Genomic DNA, 18,509 nt, shown 5'->3' on the forward strand with positions numbered 1-18,509 from the left:
TCGAAGTAAGTAATGCGGTAAGTAGAGAGATTGCCGTTTCTTAGTTTTACATAGTTTAACTATAAAGTAAAAGGGAACGTTGACTTTAATAGTTACTTTTGTATAGTAATAAGACACATAGACGTTATTAGAAATGAATAGAAGTGAGATTAGAGATGCTCTTTACCCTAATTGTCCTATCCGAAATGTGCTCTCTAGGGTAGGAGATAAGTGGTCAATGCTGGTGCTCTTCACCCTTGAGTCGAACGATACCCAACGCTTTAAAGAGTTGCAAAGGAATATCCCTGACATCTCTCAAAAGATGTTGACAGCAACGCTAAAGATGCTTGAGGCAGATGGTCTCATTCGTCGTGAAGTCTTTCCAGAGGTACCACCTCGTGTGGAGTATTCGCTTACGAAGAAGGGAAAGAGTCTGTTGCCTCTTATTGATAATCTACTCTCGTGGGCAAGTGAGAATATGGAGGATATCATCGAATCGAGGCGGAAGTTCTTGTTGAAATGAGTTTTCCACTATTATATAAAGGTGTATAAACGAAAAGACTCCACCCATGGTGCGTACTTATCCGACCATGAGTGGAGTCTTTTGTGATATGTGCCTTATAAGTTATCAGGTATCTGCTTCTTTGGAGTAATCCCCAGCGTCTTCATACCTTCGAGGCGTCTAATGATATTACCTTTGCCTTCGTTGAGTTGTCCCTTAGCCTTGTTGAAGTCAGATTGGAGCTTCTCAATACTCGTTCCAATCTTTACGAAGGTCTCACCGAAGGTCACGAACTTATCGTATAGATCGTTCGACTGGCGGAGAATCTCATCTACATTCTTATTCAATCGATAGTTCTGCCACATTGTGCGGGTCAGTTGCAATGCCATGAGGAGATTGCTCGGACTGAGTACGATGATATGCTTCCTGTAGGCGTATTGTAGGATAGAAGGGTCGGTCTTGAGGGCTGCGGAATAGCCACTCTCGTAGGGGATGAACATCAAGACATAGCCGATACAACCGGGGACAATCTTCTCGTAGCCCTTAGCCGACAGCTCGTCGATGTGCTTCCGTACGGAGTTTACATGCTCTTTCAGCAATCGCTCCTGCTCATCAGGCTCTGTTTCCTTTATTGCCGATTGGTAAGCTGTGAGCGAAACCTTCGAGTCGACGACTGCTCTCTCCTTATTCGGCAACTCAATAACAGCGTCTGGCCGGAAGTTATTACCCTCCTCGTCCTTGTAATTCTCTTGTAGGAAGAACTGCTGATCCTTAATAAGCCCGCAGTCTTCTAAGGTCTTTTCGAGAATCATCTCACCCCAGTCACCTTGCATCTTCGAGTCCCCCTTGAGTGCTTTCGTTAGTGAGGCGGCATCATTTCCAATGCGTTCTGTCTGCTCGCGAAGCTCCTTCACCGTTCGTTCTTGGTCTTCACGCATCGCCTTAATGGTCATTTCTTGCTCGGCATGCAGTCTCTTCATCGCCTCTTCGAAGGTTGTTTTGATCTCTGTTTTGTTAGCTGCTGTCTCCTTACTATTGTTTGTCACTGTCTGATTGAAAGCCTCCAAGCGGTCCTTCAAAGGCGTGAGTAAAGCCTCGAGACGCTCTTTATCAGCCGTATTCATCTTCTCTCGACTCTCTGAAAGCATCTGCGCCGCCATGTTACGCACCTCCTCTTGCAGTAACTTGTTCTTTGCCTCCGCCTGTTTCTGTAGTTCGTTACGTAATTCCTCATTATGTTTGCGTTCTACTTCCAGGCGTTGGGTGTAGCTGTTCTTGACCTCTTCTAATTGTCGGTCAGCCGCTTCTTTCGTTGCAGTCACCTGTTGTGTCGCATTCTCTTTAGCGACAGCAAGGCGATCCTCAACGCTCTTCTGTTCTGCTTCCAGCTGACTGCGGAGTGCTGCCAGTTGCTCATTTGCTTTACTCACATCCTGTGTCATCTTGCCTTTTAGCCACAAGAATGAGATGACGAAACCGATGATAAGTCCCAGAATTAAGTATATTATCTCCATAAATCTTATAGTTGTTTATTTATTACTAAGTTCATCTTAAACACAGAATACACGGATGAAAGGAAGTCATGGAGTCGTCCTTTTATCTGTGTATTCAGTGTTGAAAATGACAGTGAGAAGGTGAGTTTGATACAATCTATCCCCTCTTCAAGGGAAGAAGAGGGGATGAATAGCACTCGTTAGTCTTGGAAGTAAACCCGCTTCACACGGTTACTAATGGTGGTGAGAACCTCGTATGGAATCGTGTCTAATACATCACTAAGGACTGTAACAGGTAGGTGGTCGCCGAAAATCTCAACGCTATCGCCCTCCTTACAATCGATACCTGTAACGTCAATCATGGCTACATCCATGCAAATATTGCCTACATACTCTGCCTTCTGACCGTTTACCAAGCAATAACAATGGCGATTCCCCAGGTGGCGATTGAGCCCATCTGCATAGCCAATAGGTATTGCGGCGATAACACTATCATGGTCGATTGTACCCTTACGAGAGTATCCTACCGTGTCACCCGCAGGCACATGGCGAAGCTGAAGGATGGTAGTTTTGAGCGTAGAAACATTGTTGATAATCTTATTTGTGCGTGGATTGATACCATAAAGACCCAATCCTAGCCTACACATATCTAGTTGACGTGCTGGGAAGTGTTCGATTCCTGATGAGTTATCCATGTGTCGGATAATCTTGTGTTTGAATGCTGCTTGCAGCTTCTTACTACCCTCGTCGAATAAAGCAAACTGCTTGGCAGAGAACTCATCGAAGCTATCTGCATCAGAGCCAACGAAGTGAGAGAAGACAGAACGTGGTATGATTGCATTCTGATATTTAAGTCTATCAATCAATTCATCCATGTCTTTCTGTGGATCAAAGCCCAGTCTGTGCATACCAGTATCGAGTTTGATATGAACAGGGAAGCCTGTTATGCCTTCCTTTTGAGCGGCTTTGACGAGTGCATCAAGGAGTCGGAAACTGTAAACCTCAGGCTCAAGATCATAATCGAAGAGCGTCTTGAAGGACGACATCTCTGGGTTCATAATCATGATGTTACTTGTGATACCATTCTTGCGGAGCGTTACCCCCTCATCAGCCACGGCCACAGCAAGGTAATCGACACGATGATCTTGTAATGTCTTAGCAATCTCTACGGCTCCAGCTCCATATGCATCAGCCTTGATCATGCACACTAGCTTGGTCTCAGGCTTCATGAAGGAACGATACCAGTTGAGGTTATCTACCACCGCATTGAGGTTCACCTCCAATACAGTCTCATGTACCTTCTTTACCAATAGTTCGGTGAGATGGTCAAAACCAAACTGCCTTGCACCCTTTAAAAGGATTACTTCATCGTGCAAATTAGCAAATACCTCACTATGAATGAAGGCATTGATAGTAGCAAAGAAGTGCTTTTCTCCTAAATGCTTGAAGGCATTACGTTCTGCTAAAAGCCCTTCTCCAATACCGATGAACTTCTCTACTCCACGCTTCTCACATAGGAATGCCACCTTATTATATAACTCTTTATCCTCCTCACCACTCTGAAGTATATCACTTAATATCAGTGTTCTCTTGCGTCCCTTATGGTCAGGACGACGATTCATGAAGTCGAGTGCAATGTCAAGTGAGTTATAATCAGAGTTGTAAGAATCGTTGATAAGCGTGCAACCATGCTGTCCCTCTTTCACTTCCAATCGCATAGCAACAGGTTCCAATTGCGCCATTTGGTCTGCAAGAGCAGCCTGCGTTACGCCTAAATGTAGTGCAACAACAGCACAAGTGATAGAGTTCTCCACACTTGCGTCATCAATGAATGGAAGCTTATACTGAGCCTCTTTCCCACCTTTCCATGTGTAAGTAATGGTAGTCTCAATGTCCTTCTTCTGAATAGACTTTATACAGAACGCTGCGTCCGTATGCTTTATTGACCAACTAAGTTGTTCCCCTTGGTAGTTATATTGAGCCAAGCAATGTGTCAGAACATCGTCATCCATAGAATAGACAATCGCCTTTGTGTCATGGAAAAGACATAATTTCTCCATACATTTAGCCTCTATGGAAGGGAAGTTCTCTTGGTGTGCTGTACCCAAACTAGTGAATACGCCGATGGTAGGTTGTATGATGTCACGCAGTGCCATCATCTCTCCTGGCTTACTGATACCCGCTTCGAACACCCCTACTTGGGTGTTTTCATTGAGCAACCAAACCGACAAAGGAACACCAATCTGAGAGTTATAACTTCTTGGCGAACGCGTTACCACCATTTGAGGAGATAGTAGTTGATAAAGCCACTCCTTAACCATTGTCTTGCCATTAGAACCTGTTATACCCACAATCGGTATGAGGAACTCATCGCGATGACGCTCTGCTAGACGTTGCAAAGCCTCTAGGCTGCCCACAACCTTTAGGAAGTTTGAACCCGAGTAGAGCGTTTCCCATTTATCAGGAACTACCTCTACTACAAAGTTTCTAACGCCCCTTGCATATAGTTCTGGTATATAGTTATGACCATCATTGCGCTCTGTTTTGAGTGCAAAGAATAATGTTTCTTCGGGGAAACATAGTGATCGACTGTCGGTAAGAACAAAGCTGATGTTAGCATCAGTATCACCATAACGGCGTGCACCAATGAGCGTCGTTACTTTCTCAATAGTATAATTCATTACTATCCTAATTGTTTTAATCTCATGCAAAGATAATCAAAACTATCAATACAACATCTTATCTAAGCTGTTTTTTCTTACTTATTGATAAAGAATCTATCGCTGAGAGCAATCTGGACAAATCCCTTTTATCATATAATTAACGGCTGTCTGCCTATAGCCAACAGGTAAATTAACTTGTGGAACAGATATTTCATTGAGGCAAAAGGTGCGATGGCAGTGTTCACAATAGAAGTGTACATGTATGTCTTCGTCCTCTTCCTCACTATGACTATGGCATAGTTCGTAACGCACAATATCGTTACCATCCTCCATTTGATGTACCAGATGGTGGCTTTTAAAGAGTGATAATGTGCGGAAGATACTCGACTTATCCATCGTGAGGAGCATTGTTTCCAACTCTTTCATAGATATGGGATAATCTAGCGTGGACATTATCTTTGCTATTAATATTCGGTTTGCTGTTAGTTTAATACCATGTTGCTCCAGTAAACCTTCTATCTGTTTTTCATTCATTTTAGCTTTGTTTCAGTTATTACTCGTCTAGTTCTAAGTCAGGATATAGCTGCTTTAACCATTGAATCTTCTCTTTGGTCTTCTGCATAAAGAGCCGATATGCCTCCGAATCAGGATTGAATGGACGATGTCCTAATGCCTCCTTAATAGGTCGCCAAGCCTCCAGAAACTTCTTAGCTTCCGATGAGAAGCAAGTCTCAACGAGCCGTTCCCAGATGTATTCAACGGCTTGATCGTTAGGATGTAACATATCCGCTTTGTAGAAGCGATAGTCGCGTAACTCATCATTCACTATCTCGTAAGCAGGGAAATAATAGACTGCCTCTCCTTCTTCTCGTACTAGTTTGTCTGCTGCCAAAAGCAATGTAGCCTTTGACAACTGGCTTCCGTGGAATCCATATTTTGCATATCTTATCGGACTAACAGTCACTATCACCTTCACATTTGGGTTTTGTTTCCTTAATAAATGGATGGCTTCACGTAGGGCATTAGCCGATTCGTCAATCGTTAACTCTTGTTCGTTGAAAAGTTTCTGAGGGCGTTTTTGGCAATTATCTACAATCTCTTCCGTAGCTTTCTCTACATAGACATGGTTGGTTCCAAGCGTAAATACTGCTATATCAAACACCTGATTGGATAGTTTCTGTACCGTGTGAAGGATGGAAACAGGGTTGTACATCACCCCAAAAGGGTTGACTATTGTGCGAAACTTCTCCTCTTTGAATCGCTTCCCGATGTTATCTGCAAAGCAAGAACCCACAAAGAGGACTCTTTCACAGGGCTTGAACGAGAAGTTCGGAATAGGGATGTCAATAGTAGTTCGGAATTTCATAAAGGTAAGATAACTTATTCTTTGTATTGAAGAGGGCGTTTCCTTGCTATGAAGGAAGCCTCTCTTTGATGGGAAGAAACGCCCTCTTTAAGATAAGGAAGGCGTCTCCTTAGAGGAACCCCTGCTGTCTTAGTGCTTCAAGCAAGCCCACAGACATAGCCTCGTTATCCTTCTTTGTATAACGAATATCGGTATATACCTGTGCAAGTGTTTCTTTTTTGTTCAGCTCAACGAAGTCCTTATTCTCTTTCAAGTTCTCCTTTTGCATGTAAAACTCGTCTATTCTCTCGGGTGTATAATCGTTGTAAGTCTCATTGTGAATAATACTCTTTAATGGCAAACGATCGGTCTGCTCGGGTGTTTCAGCAGCCCATCCCAAGGTGATAGTAGCAACTGGCATGACCAAACGAGGCAATTCGAGTGCTTCAATTAACGCTTTTGGACTATAGATCGTAGTACCCAGGAAGCAGGTTCCCAAGCCCCTTTCTTCAGCGAGATTACAGAAAGTTTGGCAATAAAGAAGGGCATCTGTTGCCGCATTTAGGAATGATAAGAAGTTGTCATAGCCGGGTGTTCCTTTCCTTTGTGTCGCCCATAAGGTTGTTCGGCGATAGTCTGCACAGAAGGTTAGAACGGCTGGAGCTTCCGTAACCATGGGTTGATTGAAGTGTGCCGGAGCGATCTTCTTCTTCATTTCCGGGCTTCGGGTGATAACGACCGAATAGAGTTGCAGGTTGCCCATAGTTGGTGTTCTCTCTGCAACCGATAGGAGTTCTCTTAACAAGTCATCCGATACATCCTCTTGAGAATATCGTCTTATAGTTCTTCTTGAATTGATAGTTTCCATTGCTAATAACTTTGTTTCGACAAAGTTAAGCAAATGTTTTAGAATTAAGAAAACAATTCGTAACTTCGCAGGCGTTAATTTTCTAAAAACGACAATGGTGATCAATCAAACTAACTCATTCGATGAGGCCTACCAGACTTCATTGGCTTACTTTAATGGAGATGAGCTTGCTGCTCGTGTCTGGGTGAACAAGTATGCAATGAAGGATAGCTTTGGTAATATTTATGAGAAGTCTCCAGAGCAGATGCACAGACGTATAGCGAAGGAGATAGCTCGTGTTGAGAATAAGTATAAGAACCCCTTAACAGAAGAAGAGATATTCAATCTTTTGGATCATTTCCGGTACATTATTCCTGCTGGAAGTCCGATGACTGGACTCGGTAATGACCATCAGATAGCATCGTTATCCAACTGTTTTGTGATTGGATTAGATGGTGATGCCGATTCTTATGGGGCTATCATGCGTATAGACGAAGAGCAGGTTCAACTGATGAAACGCCGTGGAGGCGTTGGACATGACCTAAGCCACATTCGCCCAAAGGGCTCACCTGTTCATAACTCTGCCCTTACCTCTACAGGACTTGTTCCTTTCATGGAACGCTACTCCAATAGTACAAGGGAGGTTGCACAGGATGGTCGTCGAGGTGCATTAATGCTCTCTGTGAGTATTAAACATCCAGACTCTGAGGCGTTCATAGACGCTAAGATGGAGGAAGGGAAGGTCACTGGGGCTAATGTGTCAGTAAAGATTACGGATGAGTTCATGCGTGCTGCCATTGATGATAAGCCTTATGTACAGCAGTTTCCAATAGATTCTACAGAGCCAAAGTTTACTAATGAGGTATCAGCAAAGGCTCTTTGGGAGAAGATAGTACATAATGCTTGGAAGAGCGCAGAGCCTGGCGTGCTCTTTTGGGATACCATTATTCGTGAGAGCATACCTGATTGTTATGCAGACTTAGGTTTCCGCACCGTCTCAACTAACCCTTGTGGTGAGATTCCTTTGTGCCCTTATGATAGCTGTCGATTGCTCTCGTTGAATCTATACTCTTATGTTATAGATCCGTTCACAGACCATGCTTGCTTCGACTTCGATCTCTTTAGCAAGCATGCACAGCTAGCACAACGTATCATGGATGATATCGTTGATTTAGAGATGGAGAAGATTGATCTTATCATGGCAAAGGTTAAGAGCGACCCACAAGTTGATGAGGTGAAGGACGCGGAGTACCATCTTTGGGAGAAGATAAAGGATAAGAGTGGTAAAGGTCGTCGAACGGGAGTGGGCATAACTGCCGAAGGTGACATGATAGCAGCAATGGGTCTGCGTTATGGAACACAAGAGGCTACTGACTTCTCTGTTAGTGTTCATCGTGCGTTGGCATTGAATGCTTATCGTTCTTCCGTTCGAATGGCAAAGGAGCGCGGAGCCTTTGCTATCTATGATGCAAAGCGTGAGGAGCATAACCCATTCATACTTCGTTTGAAGGAGGCTGATGCACAACTTTATGAGGATATGATACGTTATGGACGTCGTAATATAGCCTGTTTAACGATTGCTCCAACCGGTACTACGTCCTTAATGACACAAACTACTTCGGGTATAGAACCCGTCTTTATGCCTGTGTATAAGCGTCGTCGCAAAGTGAACCCAAATGATACTGATGTGCACGTGGACTTTGTTGATGAGGTTGGAGACTCCTTTGAAGAGTATATTGTGTACCATCGTAAGTTCCTAACTTGGATGGAAGCGAATGGTATTGATACTCAAAAGAAGTACAGCCAAGAAGAGATTGACGAGTTGGTAAAGCGTTCACCTTATTATAAAGCTACTGCCAACGATGTTGATTGGCTGATGAAAGTACGTATGCAGGGTGCTATTCAGAAGTGGGTTGACCACTCGATTTCAGTGACAGTGAACCTCCCTAACAGCGTTGATGAGGCTCTTGTCAATAAGTTATACGTTGAGGCTTGGCGTAGCGGATGCAAAGGTTGCACCATATATCGTGATGGTAGCAGGTCCGGAGTGATGATATCTGTTTCTAAGAAAGATAAGAAGAAAGAGAATAACTCTGCCGAAGAAGAGAAGGAGAAAGATTTAACTTCTGCTGAAGAACATCACGAACATGTATGTAGCCGACCACAGGTAATGGAGGTTAGACCTAAGGAACTCGAGTGTGATGTGGTACGTTTTCAGAATAACAAGGAGAAGTGGGTGGCTTTTGTTGGGCTGTTGGATGGTTATCCATACGAGATCTTTACGGGTCTTCAAGACGATGAGGAAGGTATTGCCTTACCAAAGAGTGTTACCAAGGGAAAGATCATCAAGCAGACTGCAGAGGATGGTAGTCATCGTTATGACTTCCAGTTTGAGAATAAGCGAGGCTATAAGACGACTGTTGAAGGCTTGTCGGAGAAGTTCAATCCAGAGTATTGGAACTATGCAAAGCTCATCTCTGGTGTGCTTCGTTACCGTATGCCGATAGACCATGTCATAAAGCTTGTAGGCTCATTGCAGCTTAAGAACGAGAGTATTAACACTTGGAAGAATGGTGTGGAACGTGCTTTGAAGAAGTACGTAACCGATGGTACAAAGGCTTCAGGGCTCTGTTGTCCAGTTTGTGGACAGGAGACTCTTGTTTACCAAGAGGGATGCTTGATTTGTACTAATTGTGGTGCTTCTCGTTGTGGGTAATTTTATGGGGTGTATTAGGTGCTTATAGGGCACTTAATACACTTTCTTTGTATCTTTAAAACTAATGTTTAATAATGGAATTAACGTCTACTTATATTCTTTTGCAGGGTCTTCAATATCATGCTTTTATAGGAGTTGGAGAACAAGAACAGGTTGTTGGCAATGATTATGTACTTGATCTTCGATTGGGTTACCCCTTTGCTGCAGCTATGAAGAGTGATGATGTTGATGATACATTAAATTATGCAGATGTCTTCAATATAGTTTCCGATGTTATGAAGCAACCCTCGAAACTATTGGAAGCAGCAGCTGGAAAAATAGTAAATGAGTTGTTGGCACGATACATACAGCTTGAGAGTATTGACTTGAAATTGGTGAAGAAGAATCCACCGATGGGTGCGGATTGTGATAGTGCAGGCATTGAATTACACTTAATAAATGATAAAACCAAGGTTTAGAACTAAGGTTTCCAAATGAAAAACCGTATCTTTGTCCCCTAAATAATTAAGTATGTTTAAGAAAATAACGCTTTTCATTGTTTTCTTTGTATTGTTTGTGGCTACTTCATGGGCTGCAAATGGGCGCTTCACACTTGTTATTGATGCTGGTCATGGAGGTCATGATGCTGGTGCTTTAGGTGCTATTTCTAAAGAGAAAGACATTAATTTGAATGTAGCATTAGCCTTTGGACGTTATGTGGAGCAAAACTTACCCGACGTGCAAGTGATTTATACGCGCAAGACGGATGTATTTATCCCGCTGCATCAGCGTGCTGATATAGCTAATAAGGCTAAAGCTGACCTTTTTATATCGGTACACACAAATTCAGTAGTGCCTGGTCATTATGCTAAAGGATTCCAAGTTTATACTTTAGGTATGCACCGTGCGAAGGATAACCTTGATGTTGCGATGCGTGAGAACTCGGTTATTTCGATGGAGAAAGGCTACCAACAGACTTATCAAGGCTTTGATCCGAAATCTTCCGAAAGCTATATTATGTTTGAGTTCATGCAGAATTCAAACATGGAAAAGAGTGTAGAGCTGGCTAGGTTAATACAACGTTCGGTATGTTCTAGTGCTAATCGCATTGATAAAGGTGTACATCAAGCAGGTTTCTTGGTGTTGCGTGAGAGTTATATGCCTAGTTGTCTGATAGAATTAGGCTTTATTACTGCAGCAGATGAGGAGGAATTCTTAAATAGTCCAGATGGTATTGACGCCATGGCAAAGGGGATTTACAATGCCTTTGTCAAGTATAAGAATATGTACGACACGCATATCGTTGTACCATATAAGTCTGCAGATAATAGGAAAATTAGTGTTACTAGAGTTATTCCGGCACCTCCAACAGGTCAAATGAATCTAGTTACCCCTTCTACAAAGCCCCAGCAAACAAAGAAGTCTATTGCTAAAAAGGCGATAAAAGAGACTCCTAAAAAAGAAGCAACGCCTGTTCCAACAAAGGGAACAACTACTGATGGGAAAAAAGACAATAAGGCTAGTGTATCTGTAAATACACCGATTTTTAAAGTACTGGTTATCGCTTCGAATCGTCAGTTGCGTTCTGGTTGCGAACAATTCAAAGGACATAAGGATATAGAATGTGTACAAGAAGGCTCGTTCTATAAGTATACAATAGGTAGCAGTACTAACTATAATGAGATTGCACGGCTTCGAGAAAAATTGAAAAAAGACTTTCCTCAGGCATTTGTTATTGCTTATAAAGGGGGAAATCGTATGGATACGAACGAGGCTATTAATGAGTTTTTAAAGACTAAAAAGAATAAGTAAAGGAAGTAATATGGGTAAGTTTTTCACGCCACAAGTAAAGATAGCACTTGTCGCAATACTAGGTGTTATTGTTTTGTTCTTCGGTATGCAGTTTCTGAAGGGATTATCTATTTTCTCGACAGATACACACTATCAAATGCGATTCAGTAATGTAAGTGGTCTCTCAACGTCTACTCCTGTATATGCAAATGGTTTTAAGGTTGGAACAGTAAAGAGCATAGAATATGATTATGCAAAACCTGGTGAACCAATTATGGTAGGAGTAGATATTGATAAAAGCATGAACATTCCAGAGGGTACAAAGGCTGATATTATCAGTGATGTCATGGGTAATGTGAAAGTTGACTTAGTGCTTGGAACGAGTCGCAAGACGCTAGCCTCAAATGGAATTATTGATGGTCGTATTAATGACGGAGCATTGGGTCGAATGAAGGATATGATCCCTTCTATTCAAAAGATGCTACCAAAGTTGGATAGCATACTTGTTAGTGTCAATTCTCTCTTGGCTGATCCAGCTGTGAGAAGCTCTATTCATAATGTCAATCAAATTACAGCTAATCTTACTACCTCTACACGTGAAGTAAACCAGTTACTTGCTCAGATGAATCATTCACTACCAATATTGACTTCTAAAGCAGGTAGAGTAATGGATGGCGTTAATGGTTTAATGGCAAATGCAAATGGCGGAATTACAGAAGCACGTGGTGCGATTCGTGGTGCTAATGGTATGATTGCAACATTAAACAATAAGGTTGATGGTATTGATGTGCAGGGTACAATGACGAAAGTCAATACAACCTTAGAGCATATCAACTCTCTTACAGCAAAGCTAAATAGTAATGAGGGAAGTCTAGGATTGTTGATGAACGATGCCTCTCTTTACAATAATTTGAATAGTACAATGCGCAGTGCTGATAGTTTGCTTGTCAACTTAAAGGCTCACCCCAAGCGCTATGTTCACTTCTCGCTATTTGGTAGAAAGGATAAGTAATTTAAATATCGTCTAAATTAAAAGATGATTGTTTCACATACTAGAGATGTGTTATAAGGGTCGTGTAAATCAGTCTTTTTAACCATCTCTGGTATTTGTTTCACTCATATTATTAATTTTATTCTTTACTAAACGAAACATCTTGTTTATCAAGTTGTTATAATTGAGCAAATAACTTTGAGTATATGTTGAAGCCAGAAACTCTGTAAAGTACATTGAAATAGCCGTTTATGAGCTTTATAGTACTACATCGTTAATTATGTAGAAATGGGCTTTTTATAAATAAATTACTATCTTTGCAAAGGTAAGAAACTAGGAATGGTCTGTTAACATACCATTTGTAGAAAGACATAAGTAACGTAGATATCAATATGAACGTCAATCCTAAACAACTTTGGGATCAGTGTCTCCAGCTTATAAAGGAGAATGTTACCGAGCAGCAATACGATACTTGGTTCCGTCCGATAGTACTTCAATCCTATCAGCCGGCCAGTAAGACATTGTTGGTTCAGGTGCCAAGTCAGTTCGTATATGAATATTTGGAAGAGCATTACGTCCCTTTGTTGCGTAAGACTCTCATACGTGTCTTTGGTCAAGGTGTTCAATTGAGTTATCGTGTGATGGTCGATCAGGAGCATCACTTATCACAAGACTTACAACCAGACACAGTCGAAGAGATCTCCTCACAGAGACCTACTGCCCGTGGCAACCAAAGTCCTACGATTTTGGACGCAGTGCCTCAAGACCTTGATTCGCAACTTGACCCACATAAGTCCTTCACTAACTATGTAGAGGGAGATAGTAATAAATTGCCTCGTTCAATAGGACTTTCTATTGCAGAACATCCTAGTACGACACAATTCAATCCAATGTTTATTTATGGTCCTTCAGGCTGTGGTAAGACTCATCTTGTCAATGCTATTGGATTGAAAGTCAAACAGCTTTATCCTGAAAAGCGTGTGTTATATGTTTCTGCGCGCCTTTTCCAGGTACAATACACAGATTCTGTTAGGCAGAACACCACCAATGATTTCATCAATTTCTATCAAACGATTGATATATTAATAGTGGATGATATACAAGAGTGGATTACTGCTACCAAGACACAAGACACTTTCTTCCACATCTTTAATCATCTTTTCCGCAACGGAAAACGTATTATCTTAGCCAGTGACCGCCCTCCTGTAGATCTTAAAGGAATGAATGATCGCTTGTTGACACGTTTCTCTTGTGGTCTTATTGCAGAGTTGGAAAAGCCTAATGTGCAACTTTGTGTGGATATCTTGCACAATAAGATTAAGCGTGATGGGCTTAGTATTCCTGAAGATGTGATTAAGTTTATTGCTGAAACAGCGAATGGTAGTGTGCGAGACCTGCAAGGTGTTATCAACTCTCTTTTGGCTTACAGCGTTGTTTATAACAGCAATATAGATATGCGACTAGCTGAACGTGTTATAAAACGTGCTGTGAAGATTGATGATGAGCCATTAACCATAGATGATATTTTGGATAAGGTTTGTGCGCATTTCAGTGTTACTACAACGGCTGTCAACTCTCGTTCACGCAAGAAAGATATTGTTATTGCACGACAAGTGAGTATGTATATGGCACAGAAATATACGAAGATGCCAGCAAGTCGTATCGGTAAGTTAGTGGGTAATCGCGATCACAGTACTGTTATCCATAGTTGTTCGAAGATAGAAGACCGGCTGAAGGTTGACAAGGGATTCTATGCAGAAATAGCAAGTATTGAGAACTCATTTAAATTGAAAGCATAAAGTATTTAGTTTATAAGTCAGCTACTTTTCATGGCTGACTTTTTATTATCATTGGTATTTGCTCAATCATTTGTCTACTTAGATTAATCATACTTTTGCATATATGAATTAGTCGCTTCGGAGAATGTATAAATCTTAGTTGGAGATATTGGTTAGAGATATAGTAAGCGAAAAGCACGCCTCCTTTGATGCCTATAGAGCATAAGAATCCTACTAATAAGCCATATTCTATGTTTTATATTTTTTGTTTTATCGAACCTTTCTTTTGTGTTTCTTCTTATATTGTACAAAGTTGATATATAAGGTTTTATAAGATTAATATCTCTTATTTTATATATGAAATTACTTGTCTCAGTTTATATTATCTCTATAGGTAATTTGTATTTGCTTATTGTCTCACATTTTCTTCGTAATATTGCACTTGTAAAAGGAGAGATATAAACCTAAATCTTCTTAGATAATTTAAAGAAATCAATTTATAATTATATAATGAGAAAACTCAGGTTGAGTTTGATATTAATAACCTTTTAAATATATGTCTTTATGGGATTAAAAACATTTACCAAATCTATTTTATGTTGTGCCTTATTTGTTATTGGTGCATTGTCTGCAAAAGCTGCTGATCGTTTAGTAATCGTCGGTGACGCTACATGGGGTGGTTGGAATCTTGGTCAATCTACCGTTATGCAGAAGTCTGATGAGAACGCTGATGTCTTTAAGGCTACCGTTCATTTAGATGCAAATAAGGAGTTTAAGTTCCTTACCGAGCTTGGTTGGGGTAATTTGGAGTATCGTGCCGGTGCTGGTCCTGTTACTTTGCAGTCGGGCGTTGAGGCTCCATTAGTTAGCAGCGAAGATGAGCCTACCGATGGTAAGTTCTTTGTTTCTGAGTCTGCCAACTATGATATCGTGTGTAACTTGGCGGAGAAAACAGTCATTGTGATGAAGGCTACTTATCAAGCTACACCTTTGAAGCATACTGCTTTATGGATGATTGGTAGTGCTACGAAGGGCGGTTGGAGTATCGGAGAAGGTACTGTGATGAAGCAAGATGCTTCTAATCCAGCTAAGTTCTCAGCACGTACAGAGTTGAAGCCAGGTGAGTTGAAGTTCGGTACGAATGTCTATGCTGGGTTCGACCAGATGTTCTATCTGTGCGACTTGACCGATGAAGGGAAGATTGTCTTTGGTGGTGATGATAATAAGTGGAACTTCACAGAGGAGGCTACATACGATGTTACCATTGATGTAGCAGCTATGACAGTTTCGTTTACTAAGGTTGATCCAACAGCTATCAATGCTGTAGAGACGACAAGTGAGGCTCCTGTAACCTATTACACCTTAGGTGGCATACAGGTAGAGAAACCAGTAGCAGGTGTGTATGTAAAGCGTCAAGGTGGTAAGGCTGTGAAAGTTGTTGTTAAGTAATATCTTGCTTCTTTACATTCATTGGGGCTTAAGAGAATTCCTCCTTATTATATAGTCCCCCTTCTGTATGGTGATGTTAGATTAATATCACCATACAGAACAATACTTAAAAGCAAACGATTGTTTTTAGTATTTTCTTTTTTAATCTTTGTACTTTGGTTTTAGTATCGTTCTTTTTCTCACTAAGCATTTGATTTTTATCAAGAAGATGCAAAAGCTAGTTGGTCTTACACAATCTTTCTCTTCAGATATTGGTTTATATTAAAACAAAATACTAACTTTGCAGGCTGATTTAGTGTTCTTTTCTCAGTAAGGGATATTGGGATAACATAAGGTAAACTAAATAACGAATCATAAGGTATTCTGTAGGAAATATCATTGTAAACAAGAATAGAATTTACAGGGTGACTTATGCCTATAAACAAGAGAATTATGAAGAAGAGTTATGAAAGTCCTAATTGCAGGATTATTGTTACAACAACAGATTTTGATTTATTGCAGATTAGTGCAGAGAAAGGTGACCCAAAGCATGGTGGAGAGGATAACCTCTCTAAGTCAAACCCTTTTGGCGGCAACGAGTATGTTGAAGTGAAAGGATGGGAAGATTAAACTAAAAAAATTAAATGTAAGAATGAAGAAACGGAAATTGCAGTTCCTTTGTGGCGCAATCGCCATGATAGGATTTACAGCCTGTAGCGATACCGACAACATGAGCAGTGATGTAGCACAGGATGGAAGCTACGTATATAATGTTGAAGTAGCGGCTGCCACAGACAGTACTACTCATGCAGCTACCCGCACGCTCAAACTTGATGAGCAAAACAATGTTTTATCAAGATGGGCTGCAGGTGATAAAATATTTATCTACAATACTGCTGATAATAACCAAAGCACAGAACACACCTATAGCACACTGACTTCACAGAGTGGTGGCAGTAAAGGGACTTCGTTCCAAGGTACAGTAAAGTCTAAGAACCAACTGAAGGTAAATAATCAGTTTGCATTCTTCTACCCTGCTGCAGGTCTTGAGGAAGGTTCTGTAGGACTGGTTTCTACAAGCGAAACAACAGAAACAAACCAAGGTGTGACAATTTCTTATCACGATGTTTCCAATACGATTACCGAATATGTTTCACTCAACATGAACAAACAGAACGGAACATTGGAGAATATCGATAAGAAGTTTGACTTTAACTGGGGTTCAGATCTTCTTAAGGAAGTTCCACAAAATGTAAATAACATAAAATTAAAGGCGAACTTTGAGCGCAAGGTGGCTATCTGGGGTATGAAGTTCAAGATAGTTAATGGTCCAAGCAGCTCTAGTTTCATTGAGGATATTGATAGTGTAAAGATTAATGGTCTTCGTTCTTATGACGTACTTAACCTCAAGAATGGCAGCTTTGTTGGTACAAATGATGAAAAGGAATATGCTATTACAATCGCTAATAAAGACCGTTCAAAACTGAACCTTACTAAAGGTTATATTTGGACTGCTTTCTTAGCAGAGGATGCCTCAACCAACTTCACTATAACCGTTTATACACCAAGCGGTGTTTACACAAAGACTGCTTCAAAGGTGTTTAACACAGGTTATGACTACCGCTCAAACATTACCGTTGAGAAGATAACTCCTCAGCCATATGTGAAAGTAAAGGATGTGATGTGGGCTACAGGTAACTTTATACACTATAAGAAGGGTTCACAGGAGTACTGGGGTATTGCACCAGCACAGTGGTGGATTAGTAACTATGGTGATAATCCATCAGTTGACAACAAAGTGGATAACAAAAATATAGTAAAGAATGGATTAGGTTCACAGAACTGGTATATTGACAACCATAATGGACGTTACACTCAGACTTCTGACGACTTAGACCTCTTTAGATGGGGAGATATTTCAGAGGCTTTGAATTTGAATAGCAATGCTTATCTCGGTGGAACAGGATTTAGTATAGATGAGAAATACTATAAGAATAAATTAACTCCTGGCGGCTTGTTCAACGGACCGGTAGATAAGAGTGAAGCAAAGTTTGGTGATATCGTAAAATATCATACCGAAAAGACAGGACGTAGTTATTATTATAAGTATCCTACCGCAGAGCAATTCGAAGACTTGATGAAAAGTGTCACAAAGGTACCAGCATTCTGTTATACCGATAAGGGTAATAAGATTTATGGTATTTACTATAGCGACTACGCACTGACTGGTCAGCATGCCAAGTTCCCTACTGGTAAAAAGCTTTGGAAGTATGAAGACGTAACGGGTCTTGTACTTGCTAACCGAGGTCTGTTCTTGCCTATCACAGGACAACGTAATGACAATGTTAGTACAACAGTTTACCGTCATGTTGCTGAGGGTAGTAATTTCATGGGCTTCTATTATGCTGACCGTGCAACAGCAGTAAGTACTTGTAGGGGCTTGTTCTTTGGTTCTCTTAACTATGGAATGACATTGCCGCAGAAGCATCAGGCTTGTGCAATCCGCCCAGTCTATGTTGGTTCAGCCATTACAGGCACACCACCAGTTACTGATGCAGCCAACTTTGCACCATTTAGCAACATCATTGATGCTAACGGTCGTAAGTACTAAACGGCTAAGAGAATAGATTTTTATTTATTGCTGTCTAGCAAGACTTAAATAGCATAAAGTTTATTGCGGGATTACCTTTATTAGGTAGTCCCGCATTATGTTTGGGAACTAAATACTCTAATCTATCAACTTCTTATTCCGTGCGTTCACTTGTCTAGTATTATATCTCACCTCCCATTAGTATGTGTAAACCTACTAGCATGATTTAAATAAGTTGCAGGAGTCAACTTCTTCTAGATAACACATTCGCTTTTGTGTCCCTTCTCACTCGCATAATATATGCAGCGTACTTGTTTCTAGAAAAAAGGTACTATCGTTTTAAGTAAAAAGTACTATTGTTTTGGGGAAAACGGAGGTACGTTTTACTGAAAATGGAGGTACGTTTT

14 protein-coding genes are annotated in these 18,509 nt (G+C 40.9%); 9 read left to right on the forward strand and 5 right to left on the reverse strand.

All coding sequences use genetic code 11. The features are described from left to right. Window positions 1-133 precede the first annotated feature (133 nt). A complete protein-coding gene (locus HMPREF9969_RS03770) occupies window positions 134-502 on the forward strand; it encodes a winged helix-turn-helix transcriptional regulator (protein WP_009434605.1) in 369 nt (122 codons plus the stop codon). A gap of 95 nt (window positions 503-597) precedes the next feature. Here the strand turns inward: HMPREF9969_RS03770 and rmuC are convergent, their stop codons facing one another. The 5 genes from rmuC to HMPREF9969_RS03795 form a co-directional block, all read right to left on the reverse strand. Next, a complete protein-coding gene (gene rmuC, locus HMPREF9969_RS03775; protein WP_009434596.1) occupies window positions 598-1,995 on the reverse strand; it encodes a DNA recombination protein RmuC in 1,398 nt (465 codons plus the stop codon). Window positions 1,996-2,174: 179 nt separating this feature from the next. Then, window positions 2,175-4,655 (reverse strand): bifunctional UDP-N-acetylmuramoyl-tripeptide:D-alanyl-D-alanine ligase/alanine racemase, encoded by a 2,481-nt coding sequence (locus HMPREF9969_RS03780; protein ID WP_009434543.1) that lies wholly within the window; start codon window positions 4,653-4,655, stop codon window positions 2,175-2,177. A gap of 96 nt (window positions 4,656-4,751) precedes the next feature. After that, window positions 4,752-5,171, reverse strand: coding sequence for a Fur family transcriptional regulator (locus HMPREF9969_RS03785; RefSeq protein WP_009434555.1), 420 nt, complete (start codon window positions 5,169-5,171; stop codon window positions 4,752-4,754). A gap of 19 nt (window positions 5,172-5,190) precedes the next feature. Continuing rightward, the gene (locus HMPREF9969_RS03790; RefSeq protein ID WP_009434565.1) at window positions 5,191-6,003 is read right to left on the reverse strand and encodes a GSCFA domain-containing protein; all 813 of its coding nucleotides are present in this window, start codon (window positions 6,001-6,003) and stop codon (window positions 5,191-5,193) included. Between the two features lie 109 nt (window positions 6,004-6,112). Then, on the reverse strand, window positions 6,113-6,850 hold the full coding sequence (locus tag HMPREF9969_RS03795; RefSeq protein WP_009434531.1) for a nitroreductase family protein: 738 nt from the start codon (window positions 6,848-6,850) through the stop codon (window positions 6,113-6,115). Window positions 6,851-6,944: 94 nt separating this feature from the next. On the opposite strand from HMPREF9969_RS03795, the gene HMPREF9969_RS03800 reads away from it, so the two are divergent. The 8 genes from HMPREF9969_RS03800 (at window position 6,945) to HMPREF9969_RS03830 (ending at window position 18,123) form a co-directional block, all read left to right on the forward strand. Beyond that, window positions 6,945-9,545: an adenosylcobalamin-dependent ribonucleoside-diphosphate reductase gene (locus HMPREF9969_RS03800; protein WP_009434567.1), complete on the forward strand. Its 2,601-nt coding sequence runs from the start codon at window positions 6,945-6,947 to the stop codon at window positions 9,543-9,545. Between the two features lie 74 nt (window positions 9,546-9,619). Continuing rightward, complete coding sequence (gene folB / locus HMPREF9969_RS03805; RefSeq protein ID WP_009434575.1) at window positions 9,620-10,003, forward strand: dihydroneopterin aldolase; 384 nt, start codon at window positions 9,620-9,622, stop codon at window positions 10,001-10,003. A 52-nt stretch (window positions 10,004-10,055) separates the two neighbouring features. Then, window positions 10,056-11,336: an N-acetylmuramoyl-L-alanine amidase gene (locus HMPREF9969_RS03810; RefSeq protein ID WP_009434578.1), complete on the forward strand. Its 1,281-nt coding sequence runs from the start codon at window positions 10,056-10,058 to the stop codon at window positions 11,334-11,336. A gap of 10 nt (window positions 11,337-11,346) precedes the next feature. After that, entirely contained in the window at window positions 11,347-12,327 is a 981-nt protein-coding gene (locus tag HMPREF9969_RS03815; protein WP_009434563.1) for an MlaD family protein, read from the forward strand. Between the two features lie 371 nt (window positions 12,328-12,698). Then, window positions 12,699-14,105, forward strand: coding sequence for a chromosomal replication initiator protein DnaA (dnaA, locus tag HMPREF9969_RS03820; RefSeq protein WP_009434581.1), 1,407 nt, complete (start codon window positions 12,699-12,701; stop codon window positions 14,103-14,105). Between the two features lie 543 nt (window positions 14,106-14,648). Then, window positions 14,649-15,533: a SusF/SusE family outer membrane protein gene (locus HMPREF9969_RS03825; RefSeq protein ID WP_009434576.1), complete on the forward strand. Its 885-nt coding sequence runs from the start codon at window positions 14,649-14,651 to the stop codon at window positions 15,531-15,533. Window positions 15,534-15,965: 432 nt separating this feature from the next. Further along, window positions 15,966-16,142: a hypothetical protein gene (locus HMPREF9969_RS12770; RefSeq protein ID WP_009434585.1), complete on the forward strand. Its 177-nt coding sequence runs from the start codon at window positions 15,966-15,968 to the stop codon at window positions 16,140-16,142. Window positions 16,143-16,164: 22 nt separating this feature from the next. Next, a complete protein-coding gene (locus tag HMPREF9969_RS03830; protein WP_036894916.1) occupies window positions 16,165-18,123 on the forward strand; it encodes a hypothetical protein in 1,959 nt (652 codons plus the stop codon). Window positions 18,124-18,509 lie beyond the last annotated feature (386 nt).

The sequence above is a fragment of the Prevotella sp. oral taxon 306 str. F0472 genome, from assembly GCF_000257925.1.
Classification (GTDB): domain Bacteria; phylum Bacteroidota; class Bacteroidia; order Bacteroidales; family Bacteroidaceae; genus Prevotella; species Prevotella vespertina.

Excerpts from the sequence above, each read along its gene's own strand:
- HMPREF9969_RS03770 (WP_009434605.1), top strand. The coding sequence starts at position 134 with ATGAATAGAAGTGAGATTAGAGATGCTCTTTACCCTAATTGTCCTATC.
- rmuC (WP_009434596.1), bottom strand. The coding sequence starts at position 1,995 with ATGGAGATAATATACTTAATTCTGGGACTTATCATCGGTTTCGTCATC.
- HMPREF9969_RS03780 (WP_009434543.1), bottom strand. The coding sequence starts at position 4,655 with ATGAATTATACTATTGAGAAAGTAACGACGCTCATTGGTGCACGCCGT.
- HMPREF9969_RS03785 (WP_009434555.1), bottom strand. The coding sequence starts at position 5,171 with ATGAATGAAAAACAGATAGAAGGTTTACTGGAGCAACATGGTATTAAA.
- HMPREF9969_RS03790 (WP_009434565.1), bottom strand. The coding sequence starts at position 6,003 with ATGAAATTCCGAACTACTATTGACATCCCTATTCCGAACTTCTCGTTC.
- HMPREF9969_RS03795 (WP_009434531.1), bottom strand. The coding sequence starts at position 6,850 with ATGGAAACTATCAATTCAAGAAGAACTATAAGACGATATTCTCAAGAG.
- HMPREF9969_RS03800 (WP_009434567.1), top strand. The coding sequence starts at position 6,945 with ATGGTGATCAATCAAACTAACTCATTCGATGAGGCCTACCAGACTTCA.
- folB (WP_009434575.1), top strand. The coding sequence starts at position 9,620 with ATGGAATTAACGTCTACTTATATTCTTTTGCAGGGTCTTCAATATCAT.
- HMPREF9969_RS03810 (WP_009434578.1), top strand. The coding sequence starts at position 10,056 with ATGTTTAAGAAAATAACGCTTTTCATTGTTTTCTTTGTATTGTTTGTG.
- HMPREF9969_RS03815 (WP_009434563.1), top strand. The coding sequence starts at position 11,347 with ATGGGTAAGTTTTTCACGCCACAAGTAAAGATAGCACTTGTCGCAATA.
- dnaA (WP_009434581.1), top strand. The coding sequence starts at position 12,699 with ATGAACGTCAATCCTAAACAACTTTGGGATCAGTGTCTCCAGCTTATA.
- HMPREF9969_RS03825 (WP_009434576.1), top strand. The coding sequence starts at position 14,649 with ATGGGATTAAAAACATTTACCAAATCTATTTTATGTTGTGCCTTATTT.
- HMPREF9969_RS12770 (WP_009434585.1), top strand. The coding sequence starts at position 15,966 with ATGAAGAAGAGTTATGAAAGTCCTAATTGCAGGATTATTGTTACAACA.
- HMPREF9969_RS03830 (WP_036894916.1), top strand. The coding sequence starts at position 16,165 with ATGAAGAAACGGAAATTGCAGTTCCTTTGTGGCGCAATCGCCATGATA.